This is a genomic window from Lysinibacillus antri (genome assembly GCF_003977595.1).
GTDB lineage: Bacteria > Bacillota > Bacilli > Bacillales_A > Planococcaceae > Ureibacillus > Ureibacillus antri.
Genome location: NZ_RYYR01000033.1, coordinates 26641 through 44881 on the forward strand (window position 1 = coordinate 26641; position 18241 = coordinate 44881).

Consider the following 18241-nt stretch of genomic DNA (forward strand, 5'->3'; position numbering starts at 1 on the left):
GGTATTCAAATGTTAGCGAATTTTGATGCAAATTTACAAAAATATGCAAAACTTCTAGTAGCAAAAGGAATTAATGTACAGCCAGGCGATTGGGTTAAAATGACGATTACCGTTGATCAAGCTCCATTAGCACGTTTAATTACAAGAGAAGCCTATGCATTAGGTGCCGAGAAAGTAATTGTAAAATGGGCAGACGATGAAATTACTAAACTAAACTATCTTCATCAGCCAACAGAAGTATTAACAAATATCCCACAATACGAAATCGACGAATCAGAAGATCACGTATTAAATCATCGAGTAAGCAGATTATCCATTATTTCAAGTGACCCAGGCCTATTAAACGAAGTAGATCCAACAAAAGTAGCTACATTCCAAAGTGAATTTGGTAAGGCCTTCCACGTCCAACGAAAAGCTACTCAAAATGATGACTTAAAATGGACAGTTGCTGCGGCAGCTGGAGCAGGTTGGGCTGCAAAAGTATTCCCGCATCTTGCTACATCTGAAGAACAAGTAGATGCGTTATGGGATCAAATCTTTAAAACTTGTCGTGTTTATGAAGAAGACCCGATTGCTGCATGGGATCAACATAAAAAAACGTTGAATGAAAAAGCAGCAATTCTTAATGATATCCAATTTGATGCACTTCACTATACGGCTCCTGGTACTGACCTTACATTAGGTTTACCTAAAAACCACATTTGGGCATGTGCAGAAAGCTATAATCCTAAAGGTGATGAATTTATTGCGAACATGCCAACAGAGGAAGTTTTCACAGCGCCGGATACGCGTAGAATGGATGGCGTCGTTCGTAGTACAAAACCACTAAGCTATGCGGGTACTTTAATTGAAGGCATTGAAGTTCACTTTAAAGATGGAAAAATCGTGGATATCTCTGCAGAAAAAGGCGACGAAGCCATTAAAAAATTAGTATTTGATAATGATGGCGGCACTGGTTTAGGTGAAGTAGCCCTTGTTCCAGATCCATCCCCTATTTCACAATCAGGGATTACATTCTTCAATACTTTATTTGATGAAAATGCTTCAAACCATTTAGCCATTGGTTCGGCCTACCCTACTACGATTCAAGGTGGAACAACAATGAGCCCTGAAGAACTAAGAGCAAATGGTATGAATACTTCGACTGTGCACGTTGACTTCATGATTGGGTCAGCACAAATGAATATTGATGGCATTAAACAAGATGGCACAGTGGTTCCAATATTCCGAAATGGCGATTGGGCGATCTAAGCTAACAAATAAAGCAATCTCCCCTGTTTTATACTGGTGAGATTGCTTTTTATATTGAATCAATATTTCATTAACATCGCTCGCATTATTTTTAAAGTGAAAAAGTGAAAACCGAGATTAGCCTTCACTTTATTTTCGAATATTAAACTTCAACAACTTCAGAATTCAATAGACCGGTATTTCGAGCAATTCGGTTTAATTGCATTTTTACAACAGGACTCTTTTGGATAATAAATTCAACTTTATTAAATTGAGATTCTTTATACATTTTAAATGAAACCTCTAAAGCTGGCAGCATATCTTGAGTTATGATATTCATATCTTTACAATCAACTTTTAGTATAAAATTACTAGCATTAATTGATGCCACTTTGCTTTGATAGTCTTTATGGAAACTCTCCGCTTGTTGAGGAGTAAATGTCCCTTTTACTGACATATCGATTGATTTCTTTGCTTGATTCACAATGATACTGTAACTTCCTATTTGACTCATCTCAAAAACTTCCTCCTATTACTATTTTCCCTTTATTTATGAAATTTCTATCTAATGACTATTTTATTATATCGAGCGTTCTATTCAATAACCTTTATCCTCATTTCCCTTTTCTATCTTTTACCCTTAAGAACTATTATGGGTACGAACGATTCATTCGAATTTATACCTCACAAAAACTACCAGGCCTATAATACTAGCTACTTTTATTTACAAAGGAAAAGAAACTACAATACAAACATCAGTCCCTTATTTATACCAATTAGAACCAATCTGAAAATGGGTATGGAAATTTTTACATTTTTTAATAAAATAGAGTTATAGATTTTTGAATAAGGGAGGCGAAGGAAGATTTTTCTTAAAACTAGAACTGAATCTACTGAACTACAGATTTTGAATTCCTTAAACATTCGAATGCAGTTGTCCGACAAAGATAAACAATATTATTACAACCTCAAAAAGGGCTACGAAGGCGAGTGTTTGTTTGATACTTTCATTGAAAAGTTACAATGTGATTGCCTCGTGTTAAACGATTTACTGTTAAAAACAAACAATTCTACCTATCAAATTGATTCCTTATTAATACTGTCAGATTCTATTGATATTTTTGAGGTTAAAAATTTTGAGGGAGACTACTATTATCAATCTGACCGAATATACAAACGGCCCAAAACAGAAATTATGAATCCACTTACCCAATTGACGCGAACTGAATCCTTGTTTCGTCAATTACTACAGAATCTAGGTTATCGTATTTCGATTAATGCGTATGTCGTTTTCATTAACCCAGAATTCACTTTATATCAATCTCCCCTAGATAAACCGTTTATTTTTCCAACACAGATCCACCGCTATTTAAAACAATTAAATACAATTCCATCAAAGCTATCACGAAATCATAGGATATTGGCGGACAAACTATTGTCACTCCATTTGGAAGATTCCCCTTTCAAACAAATCCCAGCTTATGATTACGATCGGCTTCAAAAGGGGATTATGTGTGGATTTTGTAACTCGCTGCTAGATTTTGTTGAGGGGAATAAGTGTATTTGTGTGCAATGTGGACACCCAGAAATTATTGAGTCTGCAGTTATGCGTAGTGTAAAAGAATTTAAGCTACTTTTTCCAGATAAAAAAATTACAACTAACATAATCCATGATTGGTGTAATGCAGTACCTTCCAAAAGGAGAATAAGCAGAATACTAAATAAGAATTTTCAAATGGTTGGTGTACATCAGTGGGCTTATTATGTATAAAGTTTTTGCCTATCTCAAAGCTTTGTCCTTCAAGTAATATTTGAAGGGCTCTTTTTATGCGTTTTTTCGTGAAGACATTTTGGATTGAAACAATTCTAAATAGTTTTTATCTTTGTCGACTTTATGAAGACCACTTTCACCTATTTTTCTAGCGATTTTGGTTTTCATCAGCTTCATGAAGATCACTTTCATCATTTTTTCTAGCAGTTTTGGTTTTCATTAGCTTCATGAAGACCACTTTCATCATTTTTTCTAGCAGTTTTGGTTTTCATTAGCTTCATGAAGACCACTTTCATCATTTTTTCTAGCGATTTTGGTTTTCACCGGCTTCATGAAGACCACTTTCATCATTTTTTCTAGTGAGTTTGGTTTTCATCGGCTTCATGAAGACCACTTTCATCATTTTTTCTAGCGATTTTGGTTTTCACCGGCTTCATGAAGACCACTTTCATCATTTTTTCTAGCGATTTTGATTTTCATCAGCTTCATGAAGACCACTTTCACCTACTTCTCTAGTGAGTTTGGTTTTCATCGGCTCCATGAAAACCACTTTCACCAAATTTCCAAAAAATTTCGTTCTTGATCTAGTGCTTGTACTATAAAAATCCGTATCTACCTATGATTCCTCCAGCGATTACGGTTGCGTAGAAGCTATCAAGCAGCATATTTATTTAATTTTCCACTAATTTGTAATTAACGGCTTGCAAAGCACACAAACAAAAAACTTAGCCATCCCCTTTTAAAAGGAAACAACTAAGTTTTCATTTACTTATTACATTTACACACGAACTGTAGCTTTTGCATCTTCTTCGATTGAATCTAATGCTGTATGCACGTCGGCTGTACCTGTTTTTGATGGTGCCGTTTCTTTAAAGAAGAATGAGAAGATTAATGCAACTATCCCTGCAACTACGAATAATGGAGTTTGAATACCAAATGTATCGGCTAATGCACCATTTACCATTGGATTTAAGAAACCTCCGAATAACTCGCCAATACCGATTGTTAACCCTACTGCTAATCCTGAATATTGTAACGGAATAGATTCAACAGGAATAACTGACATGGACATCCCAATAATCTCTGAACCCATCGAACCGATAAATAATAACGCCATCATTAAAGGAATTGAATCTGTAAATACTAAAGCCAGTGGGAAAACCATTAACATTAAAGCAGAAATAATTGATGCCGGTTTACGACCAGTTTTTTCTGATATTGTTGGAATTAAGAATCCAAAAATTGCGTATCCGACCCCAAAAGCTGCCATAATTAAACTCATTTGACCATCTGAAATACCTTTTGCTTGCACTAAATATGTTGGCCCAAAAATTTGGAATGCCATAAGTGCTGTCATACCTGCACTAAATACGATAATCGATAACCAAATATTACGGTGTTTTAAAATATCTTTCACTTTCACTTTTTCACTCGATTTTACTGAGTGCACCGAATGTAATTTCTTTGGATCTGGATTTTTCATTGTTTTGAAAATGAAGAAACTTAAAATGATCCCAGGGATAATTGTTAAATAGAATGCAGTATGCCAGTCAAAGTTTGTCGCTAATGCCACGATCACAACAGGCGCCAAAATACTACCGAATATAGCGTTACTCATATTCATTGTAAAACCTAAGTTAAATCCACGACGACGCTCAGATGACTCAATCGCTAAAATGGATTGAGTTTGCGGAATTAGTGGACCTTCTACAATCCCCATTAATAGACGGAGTACAAATAACATGGCGAAACTTTGTGCTAATCCATGCATTAAAGAAATAACGGAAAATGCTAATACTAATACAGCTAACATTCTCTCTTTACTTTCCTACCATAAGTAGAAGTATTACGGAATTAAAAATAACAAGAAGAAACACTAGCAACTTTATGAAAGCGGTTTAATTTCTATTTAAAGATGATGCTATATAGTTAATAAATCAGCTTGCGAGAAGAAACTACCACCTGACTTTAGAGCACCTTGTTCAACAAGAGCAGCCACAAGCTGTGAAGGTAATCTACTTCTTCCAAAACCACCCACAAGTAAGGTTGAAACGTCTTTTATGTCAGCAACTGCTTGGGATGCACTATCATATTTTTTTTGAATCATAGAGTCCGCCCCCTCTCACTAATTTTATTTGTTATCTAATTCTTTCTTCTAAATAGCCATTCATTATAACAAAGAATGCACATGGTAAGTGCCTTGGATTCCCTGTATATCCCATTTCATCAGCGATACTAGAAAATGGAGCATACAGTTCATGTTGCTCGGTAGGAAGTCCATCCGATAAATGACGCTTCACTACATCACTTAATTTGGCATCCATTTCAAGGCTAGCTTGTAACACCTTCGCTACTTGCTCGCCTTCAATTTGAGCACTTTGTATAACACCATTCTTGTTTCGGAATGGATATCCTAAGAATAATTGCTTTGGACAAACTTCTTCTAATAAGCGTTTGACACTGTTGCGATATAACGTTGCATTTTCAATCGTTGGCATACCGCTTAACCCGCCATACATTTGAACTGCATCCGCTGCAAATGCCCAGTTTAACCCTTCCAAAACAAATGTAACTGAACCAATTGAGTGACTAGGCGTTTCTACAACCTTTAATATAACCTCATCACCAAGATTAATAGAATCGCCTTCAACTACTTCTAGGCTTGGTTCAATTTCCTTTCCTACTATTCGATAGTAACATATTCATATGCTTTTCTTGAATACCTGGGTCAGTGATGTACTTCCCTTGTACAGCTTTTTAATCTATAATTTGTTCATTTCGATTTCGCAAAAGTTAAGCTTCCTTTTTAGGAACGACCACTTTTGCTTGTCGTCCTTTTTTTCCCAAACATTATAAGCGCCGCCTAAATGATCCACATGACCATGTGTGAGCAAAATCCAACGAATATCTTCTATACAAACTCCATGTTCAGCTAAAGTTGGCTCAATGTCCTCACTTCAGGCGGAAATCAATGGCCTCTAAAAGCAAAAATGTACAATTCAAATTGAATTATACATTTTTCACTTTTAGGCATGCCTCAGTTTTATTGTGGGTAATAAATTAAATATCTTTTCTGTGTCTGTAGGTTAATCCTTTAATGAAATTGCGTGTGAAGTTATCACCACATTCTTTATAATTACGGTGATCTGCTTTTCGTAAAATTGCTCCAATCTCGCCCTTCGATACGTTTAATCCGCCATCATAAAAAATCGCGATCATGTCTTCTGTTGTTAAACTAAGCGCTACTTTCACTCGTTTTATAAATAAGTTATTTGCTGTATCTCTCTTCGCTAGTGGCTGTACTGGCTTTTTATCTTGCTCTGGCTTCGCTTCTTGCTTTCCACGTTTAAATGTAATAAATCCATTTAAAAATGCTTCTAACATGTCATAGTCACATGGGGTAAAATTATCAGTTGGTGTTAGATCGTATTCCCCTTCTTCTGTTTCTTTTGGTTTCGTTAAAATTTTACGTACTTCTTCTTTTGTTACGTTGATGCCACCTAATTGGAAAATCTCCACCATATCCGTATCTTTTATATCTAATGCATATCGTAATCGGATGAGTAAATCGTTGTTTGTCATGTTCGTTTCTCCTTTTATGTATAGATGTTCGTTTCGAATTGTTCATGTCGAAACGTATTTACTTTCAATTTTAACCACGTGCATACATTAAAATGCGTTTCGATTTAATGAACACAAAAAATATCTCTTAGATGCCTCCCCTATTATAAGGCTTTAATTACTTGGTGTCATTTAGGAGGAAATTATAAACTTTGCCCTTATTCTCAAATAAGTTAGATGTAATTCCTGGTAAATTGTTAAATTAGTAATTTTAGAAATTGATTTATAGACCGAGATGGAATAGAGTTTGAGTAAATTCAATTTTTATTTTTTGTTTCGGAAGGAAGAACAGAATGTCCCAAGTTAGAAATGTAAAAATATTAGGTACTGGTAAATATTTACCGATGAAAAAAGTCTATTCACATGAGATTGATGAATTATTAGGTGTAACGAATGGTTGGGTAGAACAAAAATCAGGTGTTGTAGTACGCTCTTTCGTCGAACAGGAAACTGCTTCAGAAATGGCGGCTTATGCAGCAAATGATGCAATAAAGGCTTCAGGGCTACAGAAAACAGACATTGATTGTATCGTGAGTGTAAGCGGGACAATGGAACAACCTATCCCTTGTAACGCAGCACTGATCCAACAGCAATTAGGATTAAACGACTCTAAAATTCCTTGTTTTGATATCAACTCTACCTGTTTAAGTTTCGTCACTGGCTTTGATACGATTTCTTACTTAGTACATTGTGGTCGATACAAAAACGTACTACTTGTATCAAGCGAGGTTGCATCAGTTGGTTTAGATTGGGACAAAAAAGAAAATGTGATTCTTTTTGGAGATGGCGCAGCTGCCGTTGTTTTAACAAAGACGCCCGAAAACGAACCATCTAAAGTGTTATGTGGCCATATGGAAACATTCAGTGATGGTGCGCATTTTACCGAAATACGAGGCGGTGGAACAAAGCTACACCCTAATAACCCAAATGGCAAAAAAGATGATTTTTTATTCGATATGAACGGGAAATCTGTATTTAAATTATCCTCAAGAAATATCGCTGCTTTTTTAGAAAAATTATTAGCAGCTTCGGATTGCACGATGAATGACATTGATTTAGTTGTTCCACACCAAGCAAGTGGTATGGCGATGCGAATTTTAAGAAATAAATTAGGCATTGAAGAAAGGAAATTTATGAACATCATTCACAATCATGGCAACACAATCGCTGCGAGTATTCCCATGGCGTTACATGAAGCGATCATGCAAAATAAAATTCAACGTGGCAATAAGATAATGCTAATCGGTACTTCTGCAGGACTTTCTATCGGAGGGGTTGTGTTTGAGTATTAACATTTTACTCACAGGAGGCCGCGCACCAGCTACTTATTATTTCGCTCGTTTATTAAAGCAACAAGGGCATACATTATTTATGGCAGAAAGTTTACCGAAACACCTATGTATGCACTCTAACCTTTTTGAAAGATCCTATCGTGTATGTGCACCGAACGAAAATCAACATACGTATATACAAGATTTAATCAAAATTGTACAAGATCATAATATCGATTTACTGATCCCTACATGCGAAGAGGTGTTCCATATCGCAGCAGGATACGAACCACTCTCTCAATTTTGTCGTCCTTTTTGTGAGCCGTTAGAAAAGATCAACACGTTTCATCATAAAGGATTATTCATTCAAACTTTAATCAGAAATTATGATGGATACATAAAGATCCCTTACACAATCGTCATCGATACAAATCAAATGAAGTCAAAAACGGCTATCGCTAAGATATTTGAAGCTAATACTATTCATTTAGACGAGACTTATGTATGTAAGCCAGCCTATTCAAGATTTGGAACAGAAGTAGTTTTTAAGAAAGGACATGAGTTAATTGACTTCCTTTCTACTCAGAAAACGATTTGGGTTGTACAAGAAAAAATTGAGGGAAAACAACTATGCACGTACGCAATAGCAGACAAAGGCCAAATGAAATGTTATAGCGCATATCAAACGAACGATACAGTTGGGTTAGGTGCGACGATTTATTTTGAACCGTATAATAATCGGAAATTAGAAGAATTCGTAAAATGCTATATAGAAAAAAATGAATACACCGGGCAAATTGCTTTTGATTTAATCGAAACAAAACAGGGTGAAGTTTATCCGATTGAATGTAATCCAAGAACAACGAGTGGAATCTGTATGTTTCCTCTTACAAAGCACAACGAAAAGAAAGACCATTATATAGTAGGAACTGAAAAAACAATGGTGGGCTTAGCCATGCTACAAACATTATTTTCTAAAAATCTAGTAAAGCAAATTTATAAAATGATAAAAGCAAAAGATATTATTTGGAACCGTGAAGATCCAAAAGTCTTTTTCGATCAAATAAGTAGCTTCCTCTATCTATTGAAAGAATCAAAGAAAAGAAAAATATCCAGTTATCAAATGAGTACATTAGATATTGAGTGGAATGGAGAATTGGGTGATAAATAGATGAGTAATATATTAGTTTCAGGCGCTACGGGATTTTTAGGCCAGCATGTCGTAAAAAGGCTAGTAAACAATGGCTTTCACGTGACTGCGATCGGGCGTAATAAAGCGTTAGCTGCAACATTTCCAAAAGAGGTTCAATTCATCCCCCTTTCTTTAGAAGATCGAACTGGCATTTTCAAAGCAATGGAAAACCAAGATTATGTTATTCATTGTGGTGCACTCTCTTCCGTTTGGGGGAAATACGAAGACTTTTATCAATCAAATGTCGTTGGTACACAAAACATGGTGGATGCTGCCCTATCAGCGAAAGTGAAACGATTCGTTCACGTATCAACACCAAGCATCTACTTTAATTTGCAAGATCGCACAAAAGTGGATGTGAAAGAGAATAGTAGCTTACCAAATCCTGCAATTAACTTCTATGCAAAAACAAAGCGGATAGCAGAAGAAATTGTTGATGAAGCATTTGAAAAAGGGTTACCTACCATTACAATTAGACCACGAGCACTATTTGGTCCTGGTGATAATGCAATTATTCCGCGCTTAATTAAAGCAAACAAACAATCAGGAGTTCCGTATATTGACGGGGCCAAGGTTCTAACCGATGTTACCTATGTTGAAAATGTGGTGGATGCATTATGTCTTTGTCTACAGTCCGATGAGCGTACTTTAGGAAAGAAATATAACATTACAAATGGTGAGCCGGTCTATTTATGCGATTTATTAGAAAAAGTGTTTGCGGTGCTAAACGAACCGATGAAAAAAAGAGAAATGCAATACGAAAAAATATTACGCATTGCAAGTCTATTAGAACGAACGTATCGCTTCCTCCGTATTAAAAAAGAGCCAATTATTACGCCTTATACAGTGACGGTACTAGGACACTCCCAAACATTAAATATTGATGCCGCTAAACAAGAATTAGGCTACGAACCGCGTATTTCAGTAGAAGAAGGCATTTTAAAGTTTGCAGAATGGTGGAAAGCTCAAGCATGATTACATATCAATTATTTCAGACTGGATATTGTACACATGACGCAAAAGTGGCCTTAAAGGGTGAACCTTCCTATGAAATGAAGTTTCCCGCAATGGTAGCCTTATTAAAACACCCTGTTCATGGCTATATATTGTTCGACACAGGCTACACGGAACGATTTTATGAAGAAACAAGAAAGTTCCCTTTTTCTTTATACGCAAAAATCACACCGGTTTATGTAAAAGCAGAAGAAAGCATAGTGGCCCAACTAAAGAAGGAAAACATTCATCCTGACGAGATTCACTATATATTTTTAAGTCATTTTCATGCAGATCATATGGGCGCACTGAAAGACTTCCCTTCTAGTGCATTTATTTGCTCAAAAGAGGCGTTTCTATCTGTGAAAAATAAAAAAGGAATACGTGCGGTTTTATCCGCGTATATTCCAAATTTATTACCCGATGATTTTGAGAATCGCGTCCTTTTTATAGAAGATACAAAAACCATTACTACTGGGAATCAAGATATAAGCACAATTGTTGACGCATTCCAAAAGCCTCTATTTGATCTTTGGGGAGATGGGAGTTTCTTAGCCATTAATTTATCAGGTCACGCTAAAGGGCAATATGGATTAATTTTTGCAAATGAAAACCGTGAGACGATTTTTTTAGTTGCAGATGCCGTGTGGAGATCTCGCGCCTTTCGAGAAAATCGCCCTCCAAGCAAACTAGCCTATCTCATTATGGATAATGCGAGAGAATACAAAGACAACTTTGAAAAAATTGTGCGACTCCATTCGTTAGATAAGAATATCAAAATCATCCCATCTCATTGTGAAGAACCATTTCAACAAGTACGAGGTTTCAAATGATAAAAATACTGAACATTCTACAAAACTACTTAAACGTTAAACGAATTCAAACGTTTTCTAATAAGAAATTTCATAAATGGCAAAATAAACAATTACAAAAACATCTAAAATGGGTAAACCTTCATTCGCCTTACTTTCAAAGCTTGAAAATCAAAAATTTAACGAACATTACTCAGTATCCTTTTATGGATAAACAAATCATGATGGACAACTTTGATGAACTCAATACGAAAGGGATAAAGAAAGAAGCCGCTTTTCAAGTTGCACTTAATGCAGAAGAACATCGCGATTTTTCACCGACAATCGGCAACACTACAGTCGGGTTATCATCCGGAACGTCTGGGAATAGAGGGATTTTCTTAGTTTCAGAGGAGGAACAATCTGCTTGGGCCGGCACTATCTTAGCAAAATTGTTACCGAATGGATTCAAAAACAAAGAGAAGATTGCCTTCTTTTTACGTGCCAATAGCAATTTATATGAATCCGTTAAAAATAAAAAAATCGAATTTGCTTTCTTTGATTTATTACATGACTTTGAACAACACATTCGTAGACTTGAGGAATATCAACCAACCATTCTAGCAGCACCGCCTTCAATGGTTCGTCGTCTTGCTGAAGCAGTCCAAGAAAAGAAATTAACCATTCATCCCATTAAAATTATTACAATGGCTGAAGTTTTGGACCCAATCGATGCTGTCTATATCGAAAAAGTATTTCAACAAAAGATTCATCAAGTCTATCAATGTACAGAAGGATTTTTAGGATGCTCGTGTAGCCATGGGACGATTCATTTAAACGAGGATATCGTCTTTATTGAAAAGCAGTTTTTAGATCCGCAAAAAATAAAATTTTATCCGATCATCACGGATTTTAGAAGACGTACCCAACCAATTATTCGCTATCGGTTAAACGATATTCTCACTTTGAAAAATGACCCTTGCCCATGCGGATCACCCTTACTAGCGATTGAACAAATCGAAGGCAGAATGGACGATTTATTTATTTTAAGAAATAAAATTAAAAATCAATTAGAATACGTTTTCCCTGATTTTATTCGACGGGCTTGTATTACCGCTTCTGAAAACTTAAAAGAATATAAAGTCATTCAACATAGCGAGCATGCCATCGAAGTGCAATGTTTAGTAAATGACGAAATGAAAAGGCAAGAAACCGAACAACATATCCAGGGAAATTTACTAGCATTTTTACAAGATAAATATGTTACTCCGACAATTACTTTTGGTCCATACGAAGAACCGCAGCCGTTAATAAAATTAAAGCGTATTGAAAATAAAATGCCAGTTAAAGAGGTCCGTCACCATGTTGAATAACGGTGTGCTTTTCACTAAAGACAATATAGACAAATTAGATTGGCACTTTTATGAAAACGGGACTTTCCTAAAAGCCTATTTTGAAGAGTTTTTAGAAGATACGACGAAGTATATGAAAAACGTCAATACAGAAATTTTCTTTGCAGCGGTGGGTAGAAAATTAATCCCTTGTACGGTGAATGATGCAACCTATGAAAATTCTTATGTCTGTTCGCCCTTTACTCATTATATTACCTACGCCAAAGAAGAGTTGCGCTTCGTTTCGCCAAAGCCTTTAAGATTCTTATTAAAAACGTTGCTAAATGGTATTGGTGGAATCGCAAAGAAGATTCAAATCAATAAAATCGTGTATATCAATAACTATTGCCTTTCAACAAATCTCATCTCTCCATTATCTAGTGAAGAGATTCATCAATTGAAGGAACTATTAATAGAACGTTTTCCAAACTATCAACTTGGCTTCCGCTCCATCAATGAAATTTGTCATAATGAAACGATGGTCGCTTTCAAAAATGAGGAGTTTCAATTGTTACCAAGCCGATATATATATGTCTCTACTCAAGAACGATTACATACACCTACGAAAAGTGAACGTAAAAAACGAAGACAAGATGAAAAATGTTTGACTTCAGATATGACAATCGTTACAAATGATGATCTTTCGCTAAAGGATATCCCGCGCATTGTGGAGCTTTATGATCAACTATACATTGATAAGTATTCTGATTTAAATCCTCAATTCACAGAAGCATTCATAAAAAACTTGTTGGAGAAGAAGTTATTCGTTTTTCAAGGGGTTCGAATCAATGGGCGATTAGAAGCGATTTCTGGAACATTTGTTTTGAACGATATGATGACCAATCCCATTTATGGTTATAACCTTTCATTGTTCCCTAAACATCAGCTTTATCGGGTTTTGAGACATCTCAATACGAAATTAGCTCTTGAAAATAAGTACTTATATCATCAAAGTGCTGGGGCGGGACAGTTTAAAAAAGCAAGAAGTGGTGAAGGGACACCTGAATATACCGCATTATACGTTCGCCATCTTCCCTACTCTCAACAATCTTTTTGGCGCATACTATCTTTCTTACTTAATAGAATTGGCGTTCCTTTAGTAAAAAAGCTAGAACTTTAATCATTCAAATAGTTGAAAAAGAAGAGGCTATCTAATAAGTGCTTATAAATTATAATAGTAGCTTTAGAAATGATAAAAATCCGCTCGATTAATATATACTAACAGAATTTCGAAAAAAGTTGGCGTAGTGAGCGGACTAAGCACACATATTAAAATGCCAGCTAATATTTCTTGATTTAGTTCGCGGCTTACAGTGGTAGGCCGCGTTTTCTTCATTTAGGTTATACTACTGGTGTATTCTTATATCCTATTGTTCTAAGTAGCTTTTTGATTGAATCGAAGGTGCCCACGCCAAAGCGTCCACCGTAGCGAAAATCAAAAGACTCCAAAAGCAAAAATGTACAACTCAAATTTTCACTGAATTGTACATTCCTCCTTTTTGGGTAGTTCCTTATTTTAAATCCATATTAAACAAAAACTACTATATTATTTCGACCATTTTCCTTCGCTTGATACAGTGCTTTGTCTGCCTTATTTATAAAGTCCTCTATTGCTTCTCCATGATACTGGGATAATCCAATACTAATGGTAAATTGGATAACTTCTTGTTTATAAGTAAAGCTAGATTCCTCAACAGTCTTACGTAGTCGTTCCGCAATAATTCCCCCTTCTTCCAGGCTTGTAGAAGGCATAACAATGGCAAATTCTTCACCACCTATACGAACATAAGCATCCGTATCTCTGACATTCCTTCTAATGACGTTTGAAATATGCTTAAGCGCCTCATCACCACAGGAATGACCATACGTATCATTAATCCTTTTAAAATGGTCGATGTCTAATGTCATCATAATTAATGAACTGTTGGTTTTCTCTATATTTGGAATTGTCTTTTCTAAAAATAAATTAAAATACCTTCTATTGTTTATTCCCGTTAATACATCAACTAAAGTCAACTCTTCTACTAGCTGTAGTAATTTATGCGATTTATTGATGAAGTAACCGATTGTAATATGTATAGACCAATTCACCATTGAGCCTAGAATCAGTACAGTAATTGCATTTTTATCAACATCTGGGTTTTGAAAAAATGCTATAACCAATTTAAAAGAACTATAGAAAACTGCCGAAGATATAATAACGCTCCATTTTGGGTACATACTCATCATTAAAATACTTGGAATTAAAAAGAGTGACCAAATAAAATGGTGATTTTTGCTTACTTCATCGCTCAAAAGACTATTAATAAGAATAGGGAGTACTGTAAAGAGGACAATCATAATCCAATAAATATTATTCTGTTTCATTTTTAGTCCCCTTTTCAATAGCAATGCTAGCAACCATAATTTATGCAACTTATATCATACCATTTTAATTACTTCGAAGTATATTGATAATTTACTATTCATTATGCAGAAAAATCATAGGTTTGTACACTTTTAATTTTCGTTATCTAATTACTTTTTTCCTACAAATAGATTTTCATCCAATAATTCTTTGAAGCTCAACTAAATGATATATTACATAATAAAATTTGTTATAAGGAACGAACATCGAAAAAAGTCAGCTAGAACATTTAGTTTATAAAGCACATCACGTTTGTCTTTACTCAAAAGCGACAAGAGGGAATATCGATGTCACGTTAGAAGTGCAGTAGTTAAAAATGCGCTGGTGAGAGAACTTTTTCTCTACCAACGCATTTAGCTCTTACCACAATGGATTATTGAGTATTATACTACTTTATATGAAATCATTTTTTACTTTACATTTTGAACAATAGAAATCATAAAGATGCTCTAGTTTCCTGATCGTTAATTGTCCTTCGAATGGTAGATGAGCTGGACAACCCCTGAAGAATATGTTTTTGTATTTACCAATTTTAAATTTACTCTCTCGTGAATATCGATAAATAGGGGTTTCCCTTTTCCTAAAATTACTGGATGAATGGACAGTCGGTATTCATCCACAAGTCCTAAATTAATAAATGTCGTAATAAGACTAGCTCCCCCATATAGCCACATGTCTTTACCAGGTTTCGCCTTTAACTTTTGCATCTCTTCCGTTATTTGATCGTTAATGAAGATCGCATTACAGTCTGTCCCTTTTTGTGACCTAGAGAACACATATTTTTCTTTACTATTGATAACTTCCCACATTTCTTTATCCAATTCATTTTCAAATGATTCAGGCGTAAACTGCCCCCATAATTCATAGCTCTTTCTTCCATATAAAATGCTATCGATGCCATTTAAGAAATTCATAAACTCCATTTCTGGGTCCATGATGCACCAATCGATTTCTCCATTTTCCCCTTCAATAAAGCCATCTAACGTAACAGCTAAATCTAAAAGTATTCTTCTTGGTTTTATAGGATTCGTCATACCTTTCCCCCTTTCATTAAGTAAAGTAAGTAACTTTATTTTGAACTAAGATATTTACAAATTCCAGTTATCATATTACCATTAACATCAAAATATTTTGTATATTACGATAATTCGAGAGAGGAGTGTATGGATGTTTGGAATAATCAACTTTGAAGTATTTTTATTTGCTGCCATTTTGTTAAATTTAACTCCCGGTACCGATACGATGTACATTGTGAGCAGGAGTATATCACAAGGAAGAACAGCAGGAATTTTTTCAGCCCTTGGTATTACTGCCGGTGTAGTAGTACATACACTTTTGGCTGCATTTGGACTATCCATTATTTTAACACAATCCATTTTTTTATTTACTTTAATTAAAATTGTAGGGGCCATCTATCTAGCTTATCTTGGTCTGAAAATGCTCATTACAAGAAACACAACAAATGAACAGCAGACATTGCCAACACAAAGCAATAAGAAGATATTCCTTCAAGGTATGATCACCAATGTGACAAACCCAAAAGTAGCTTTATTTTTCTTAGCGTTTCTTCCACAATTTATTCATACAGATTCAGGAATAGCTACACCAATTCCTTTTATCGTCTTAGGTCTTACATTTACATTAACAGGTGGAATATGGTGTTTAATCATGGCCTACTTCTCTTCCATGGCAACGACAAAATTAAGAGGCAATACCAAAGTCTCAACAGTATTAAATAAATTAACGGGCGTTGTTTTTATCGCAATGGGTATTAAATTACTACAAACAAAACCAACTGCCTAACGAATAATGATCAAATACAATAAACACACGGTCCAATTCAATTGACGTGTGTTTTTTTGTGTCTAGCAACATCCCATTCTCACAGATAATGCTCCTTTTACTTCTTCGTTAATCAAGCGAACGCAATGCTTCCTTCAGCTTTTCCACCTCTTCGTTACTTAACGTAACACCCTTCCCCATTTTTTCATGATTTGGAGCCCAATCTCGTATATCGTACTTTGGTTCCCGTCCATTCCAGCTGATGAGGTTCAATTCTTTCGTCCATCCTTTTGGTGATTCAGAAAGGATCGCAATTTGTTTTGTGATTTCGAATTTGATTTCTGCCATTATTTTATCCCCCTATTTTTTGAATTTAACTTAAAATGTCAATGCTGTGCACATAAAAAGTTAAAGTAGTTGGCTTGTTTTTAATTTAACATTAAAAAATGCATTGACTCAAAAGAAAATTTGAATCAATGCATTCATATTAATCCTAGCACTATAAAGCTAATACTTATTGGATTACACGTTTAGAAAAGAGATAATTTTTAGACCAATAAGGGTTTTGTAGGACATTCGTTGTAATCATAACACCTTTTGATGTGGACGCATGAATCATATTGCCATCTCCCATATAAATACCAACATGGGCTACTCGTCCATCCGTATACGTGTCATTCATTGTGAAAAACATTAAGTCCCCGGCTTTTAATGTACCTGTTGAAACCGCGACACCTTTACTTGCTTGATCTCTAGAGACCCTCGGAAGTTGAAGACCTGCATTACCAAAGACATATTGTGTGTATGATGAACAGTCAAATGCGTTTGGAGCTTCTGCTAATGTTGCTCCCCATTTATATTTGGCTCCAATATATTTCTTAGCATCATCAAGAATTTTCTTCACTTGTTGCGCAACCGATTCATTACTATTGTTTTTTACAGGCTCATGCTCTTTGACCGGCTCCATCTCCCCTTTGGATGTATCGGCACTTGGAAGCTTTAAAATTTGTCCATCGTAAATTATATTGGAAGTAAGATTGTTGATTCTTTTTAATTCGTCCACACTAATATGGTGAATACGAGAAATATTATACAGTGTATCTCCCTTCGTCACTTCATATTTCGTTGCAGGGTTTTCGATTTGAATCGAACCATTTTCTTTCTTGTATATAATATACGAGTTAAAAATAGCTCCGGCTGCATGAAAGGTAACATAGGCTTTTTCATTAATCCATCTTGGTGGCTCTATGTTTATATATTCATTCCCCTTTTTTGCTCTTGTTCCACCTAACGCGATTCGAATAACTGTAGAGCCATCCGTAATCTCATAAGCCCTTGCTTGATCTTCAAATTTGATGTAATTATAATTTAAAATTTTTGCCAGATCTACAAACGGTAAATAATAGACACCATCTTCTATTATCGGATTAATGCCATTCACAATTTTTCCATTGATGAAAACACCTGCATTGGGAACGGACTGAACTTGCGCTTTCGTCGTCATTGTGCCACTTAAAGAAAAACCAAGAACTAGCATAAAAACCATTGTCATTCGTAAAAAATTCCTCATTGATTCTCTCCTTCAAATTGGTTTTTTTAGACTTAGTGGTTATAGTGGCTTATCATTATTTTTTTATGCTTACATACTTAGAGTTTCTAACAATTGGTTTTTTTGCAAATTAAAAAGAACCCCAAAATGAAGTGAACCCAAAAAGTTAGACATGAATATTAGGCAGCTACTTGGGCATGAGTTCGGTACTGTACTGGACTCATGCCTTTTAGTTTTACCTTA

The 18241-nt window shown here is 35.2% G+C and carries 19 protein-coding genes and 1 pseudogene; 10 read left to right on the forward strand and 10 right to left on the reverse strand.

The features are described from left to right. Nucleotides 1-9 precede the first annotated feature (9 nt). Nucleotides 10-1251: an aminopeptidase gene (locus tag EK386_RS17300; RefSeq protein ID WP_126660432.1), complete on the forward strand. Its 1242-nt coding sequence runs from the start codon at nucleotides 10-12 to the stop codon at nucleotides 1249-1251. A gap of 142 nt (nucleotides 1252-1393) precedes the next feature. Here EK386_RS17300 and EK386_RS17305 read toward each other — a convergent pair whose 3' ends face one another. Further along, entirely contained in the window at nucleotides 1394-1744 is a 351-nt protein-coding gene (locus EK386_RS17305) for a hypothetical protein (protein ID WP_126660433.1), read from the reverse strand. 351 nt (nucleotides 1745-2095) lie between these two features. Between EK386_RS17305 and EK386_RS17310 the strand changes: the two genes are divergently transcribed. Further along, on the forward strand, nucleotides 2096-3001 hold the full coding sequence (locus EK386_RS17310; protein ID WP_246027714.1) for a nuclease-related domain-containing protein: 906 nt from the start codon (nucleotides 2096-2098) through the stop codon (nucleotides 2999-3001). Nucleotides 3002-3779: 778 nt separating this feature from the next. On the opposite strand, the gene EK386_RS17315 is transcribed toward EK386_RS17310, so the two are convergent. The 5 genes from EK386_RS17315 to EK386_RS17335 all read right to left on the reverse strand — a co-directional run bounded on the left by EK386_RS17315 (nucleotide 3780) and on the right by EK386_RS17335 (nucleotide 6583). Continuing rightward, a complete protein-coding gene (locus EK386_RS17315) occupies nucleotides 3780-4814 on the reverse strand; it encodes an MFS transporter (protein WP_246027712.1) in 1035 nt (344 codons plus the stop codon). A 108-nt stretch (nucleotides 4815-4922) separates the two neighbouring features. After that, nucleotides 4923-5108, reverse strand: coding sequence for a CoA-transferase (locus tag EK386_RS17320; protein WP_246027713.1), 186 nt, complete (start codon nucleotides 5106-5108; stop codon nucleotides 4923-4925). A gap of 31 nt (nucleotides 5109-5139) precedes the next feature. Continuing rightward, nucleotides 5140-5562: a RuvC family protein gene (locus tag EK386_RS17325; protein ID WP_126660434.1), complete on the reverse strand. Its 423-nt coding sequence runs from the start codon at nucleotides 5560-5562 to the stop codon at nucleotides 5140-5142. Between the two features lie 201 nt (nucleotides 5563-5763). Further along, nucleotides 5764-5949, reverse strand: a complete 186-nt coding sequence (locus tag EK386_RS20675) for an MBL fold metallo-hydrolase (protein ID WP_126660450.1) — start codon at nucleotides 5947-5949, stop codon at nucleotides 5764-5766. Between the two features lie 112 nt (nucleotides 5950-6061). Then, entirely contained in the window at nucleotides 6062-6583 is a 522-nt protein-coding gene (locus tag EK386_RS17335) for a YehS family protein (protein ID WP_126660435.1), read from the reverse strand. 332 nt (nucleotides 6584-6915) lie between these two features. On the opposite strand from EK386_RS17335, the gene EK386_RS17340 reads away from it, so the two are divergent. Genes EK386_RS17340 through EK386_RS17365 form a run of 6 tightly spaced genes read left to right on the forward strand, consistent with a single transcriptional unit; the run spans nucleotide 6916 to nucleotide 13380 of the window. Beyond that, nucleotides 6916-7914: a beta-ketoacyl-ACP synthase III gene (locus EK386_RS17340; RefSeq protein WP_126660436.1), complete on the forward strand. Its 999-nt coding sequence runs from the start codon at nucleotides 6916-6918 to the stop codon at nucleotides 7912-7914. Beyond that, nucleotides 7904-9064 carry an ATP-grasp domain-containing protein gene (locus EK386_RS17345; RefSeq protein WP_126660437.1) on the forward strand — a complete coding sequence of 387 codons (1161 nt, stop codon included), beginning with the start codon at nucleotides 7904-7906 and terminating at the stop codon, nucleotides 9062-9064. The genes EK386_RS17340 and EK386_RS17345 overlap by 11 nt, the downstream gene beginning before the upstream one ends. Beyond that, entirely contained in the window at nucleotides 9065-10060 is a 996-nt protein-coding gene (locus EK386_RS17350) for an NAD-dependent epimerase/dehydratase family protein (RefSeq protein ID WP_126660438.1), read from the forward strand. Continuing rightward, nucleotides 10057-10911, forward strand: a complete 855-nt coding sequence (locus tag EK386_RS17355) for an MBL fold metallo-hydrolase (protein ID WP_158674465.1) — start codon at nucleotides 10057-10059, stop codon at nucleotides 10909-10911. Before EK386_RS17350 ends, EK386_RS17355 begins: the two co-directional genes overlap by 4 nt. Beyond that, the gene (locus tag EK386_RS17360) at nucleotides 10908-12242 is read left to right on the forward strand and encodes a F390 synthetase-related protein (protein WP_126660440.1); all 1335 of its coding nucleotides are present in this window, start codon (nucleotides 10908-10910) and stop codon (nucleotides 12240-12242) included. Before EK386_RS17355 ends, EK386_RS17360 begins: the two co-directional genes overlap by 4 nt. Then, nucleotides 12232-13380, forward strand: coding sequence for a hypothetical protein (locus EK386_RS17365; RefSeq protein WP_126660441.1), 1149 nt, complete (start codon nucleotides 12232-12234; stop codon nucleotides 13378-13380). Before EK386_RS17360 ends, EK386_RS17365 begins: the two co-directional genes overlap by 11 nt. Nucleotides 13381-13787: 407 nt before the next feature. Here the strand turns inward: EK386_RS17365 and EK386_RS17370 are convergent, their stop codons facing one another. Then, nucleotides 13788-14627 (reverse strand): GGDEF domain-containing protein, encoded by an 840-nt coding sequence (locus EK386_RS17370; protein WP_126660442.1) that lies wholly within the window; start codon nucleotides 14625-14627, stop codon nucleotides 13788-13790. Between the two features lie 254 nt (nucleotides 14628-14881). Here EK386_RS17370 and EK386_RS17375 point away from each other — a divergent pair. After that, nucleotides 14882-14977, forward strand: a pseudogene (locus EK386_RS17375) (Organic hydroperoxide resistance protein OhrA); the annotation flags it as partial. A gap of 154 nt (nucleotides 14978-15131) precedes the next feature. Here the strand turns inward: EK386_RS17375 and EK386_RS17380 are convergent. After that, nucleotides 15132-15701, reverse strand: a complete 570-nt coding sequence (locus tag EK386_RS17380; protein ID WP_126660443.1) for a dihydrofolate reductase family protein — start codon at nucleotides 15699-15701, stop codon at nucleotides 15132-15134. 133 nt (nucleotides 15702-15834) lie between these two features. On the opposite strand from EK386_RS17380, the gene EK386_RS17385 reads away from it, so the two are divergent. Continuing rightward, complete coding sequence (locus EK386_RS17385) at nucleotides 15835-16470, forward strand: LysE family translocator (RefSeq protein WP_126660444.1); 636 nt, start codon at nucleotides 15835-15837, stop codon at nucleotides 16468-16470. A gap of 108 nt (nucleotides 16471-16578) precedes the next feature. On the opposite strand, the gene EK386_RS17390 is transcribed toward EK386_RS17385, so the two are convergent. Further along, complete coding sequence (locus EK386_RS17390) at nucleotides 16579-16797, reverse strand: YdbC family protein (RefSeq protein WP_126660445.1); 219 nt, start codon at nucleotides 16795-16797, stop codon at nucleotides 16579-16581. A gap of 166 nt (nucleotides 16798-16963) precedes the next feature. Further along, the gene (locus tag EK386_RS17395; RefSeq protein ID WP_126660446.1) at nucleotides 16964-18019 is read right to left on the reverse strand and encodes a C40 family peptidase; all 1056 of its coding nucleotides are present in this window, start codon (nucleotides 18017-18019) and stop codon (nucleotides 16964-16966) included. Nucleotides 18020-18241: the final 222 nt, after the last annotated feature.

What these genes read in the sequence shown, in the direction of transcription:
- EK386_RS17355 (WP_158674465.1), top strand. Translation starts at nt 10,057, where the DNA reads ATGATTACATATCAATTATTTCAGACTGGATATTGTACACATGACGCA.
- EK386_RS17365 (WP_126660441.1), top strand. Translation starts at nt 12,232, where the DNA reads ATGTTGAATAACGGTGTGCTTTTCACTAAAGACAATATAGACAAATTA.
- EK386_RS17320 (WP_246027713.1), bottom strand. Translation starts at nt 5,108, where the DNA reads ATGATTCAAAAAAAATATGATAGTGCATCCCAAGCAGTTGCTGACATA.
- EK386_RS17380 (WP_126660443.1), bottom strand. Translation starts at nt 15,701, where the DNA reads ATGACGAATCCTATAAAACCAAGAAGAATACTTTTAGATTTAGCTGTT.
- EK386_RS17390 (WP_126660445.1), bottom strand. Translation starts at nt 16,797, where the DNA reads ATGGCAGAAATCAAATTCGAAATCACAAAACAAATTGCGATCCTTTCT.
- EK386_RS17340 (WP_126660436.1), top strand. Translation starts at nt 6,916, where the DNA reads ATGTCCCAAGTTAGAAATGTAAAAATATTAGGTACTGGTAAATATTTA.
- EK386_RS17395 (WP_126660446.1), bottom strand. Translation starts at nt 18,019, where the DNA reads ATGAGGAATTTTTTACGAATGACAATGGTTTTTATGCTAGTTCTTGGT.
- EK386_RS17350 (WP_126660438.1), top strand. Translation starts at nt 9,065, where the DNA reads ATGAGTAATATATTAGTTTCAGGCGCTACGGGATTTTTAGGCCAGCAT.
- EK386_RS17360 (WP_126660440.1), top strand. Translation starts at nt 10,908, where the DNA reads ATGATAAAAATACTGAACATTCTACAAAACTACTTAAACGTTAAACGA.
- EK386_RS17370 (WP_126660442.1), bottom strand. Translation starts at nt 14,627, where the DNA reads ATGAAACAGAATAATATTTATTGGATTATGATTGTCCTCTTTACAGTA.
- EK386_RS17335 (WP_126660435.1), bottom strand. Translation starts at nt 6,583, where the DNA reads ATGACAAACAACGATTTACTCATCCGATTACGATATGCATTAGATATA.
- EK386_RS17315 (WP_246027712.1), bottom strand. Translation starts at nt 4,814, where the DNA reads ATGTTAGCTGTATTAGTATTAGCATTTTCCGTTATTTCTTTAATGCAT.
- EK386_RS17385 (WP_126660444.1), top strand. Translation starts at nt 15,835, where the DNA reads ATGTTTGGAATAATCAACTTTGAAGTATTTTTATTTGCTGCCATTTTG.
- EK386_RS17305 (WP_126660433.1), bottom strand. Translation starts at nt 1,744, where the DNA reads ATGAGTCAAATAGGAAGTTACAGTATCATTGTGAATCAAGCAAAGAAA.
- EK386_RS17300 (WP_126660432.1), top strand. Translation starts at nt 10, where the DNA reads ATGTTAGCGAATTTTGATGCAAATTTACAAAAATATGCAAAACTTCTA.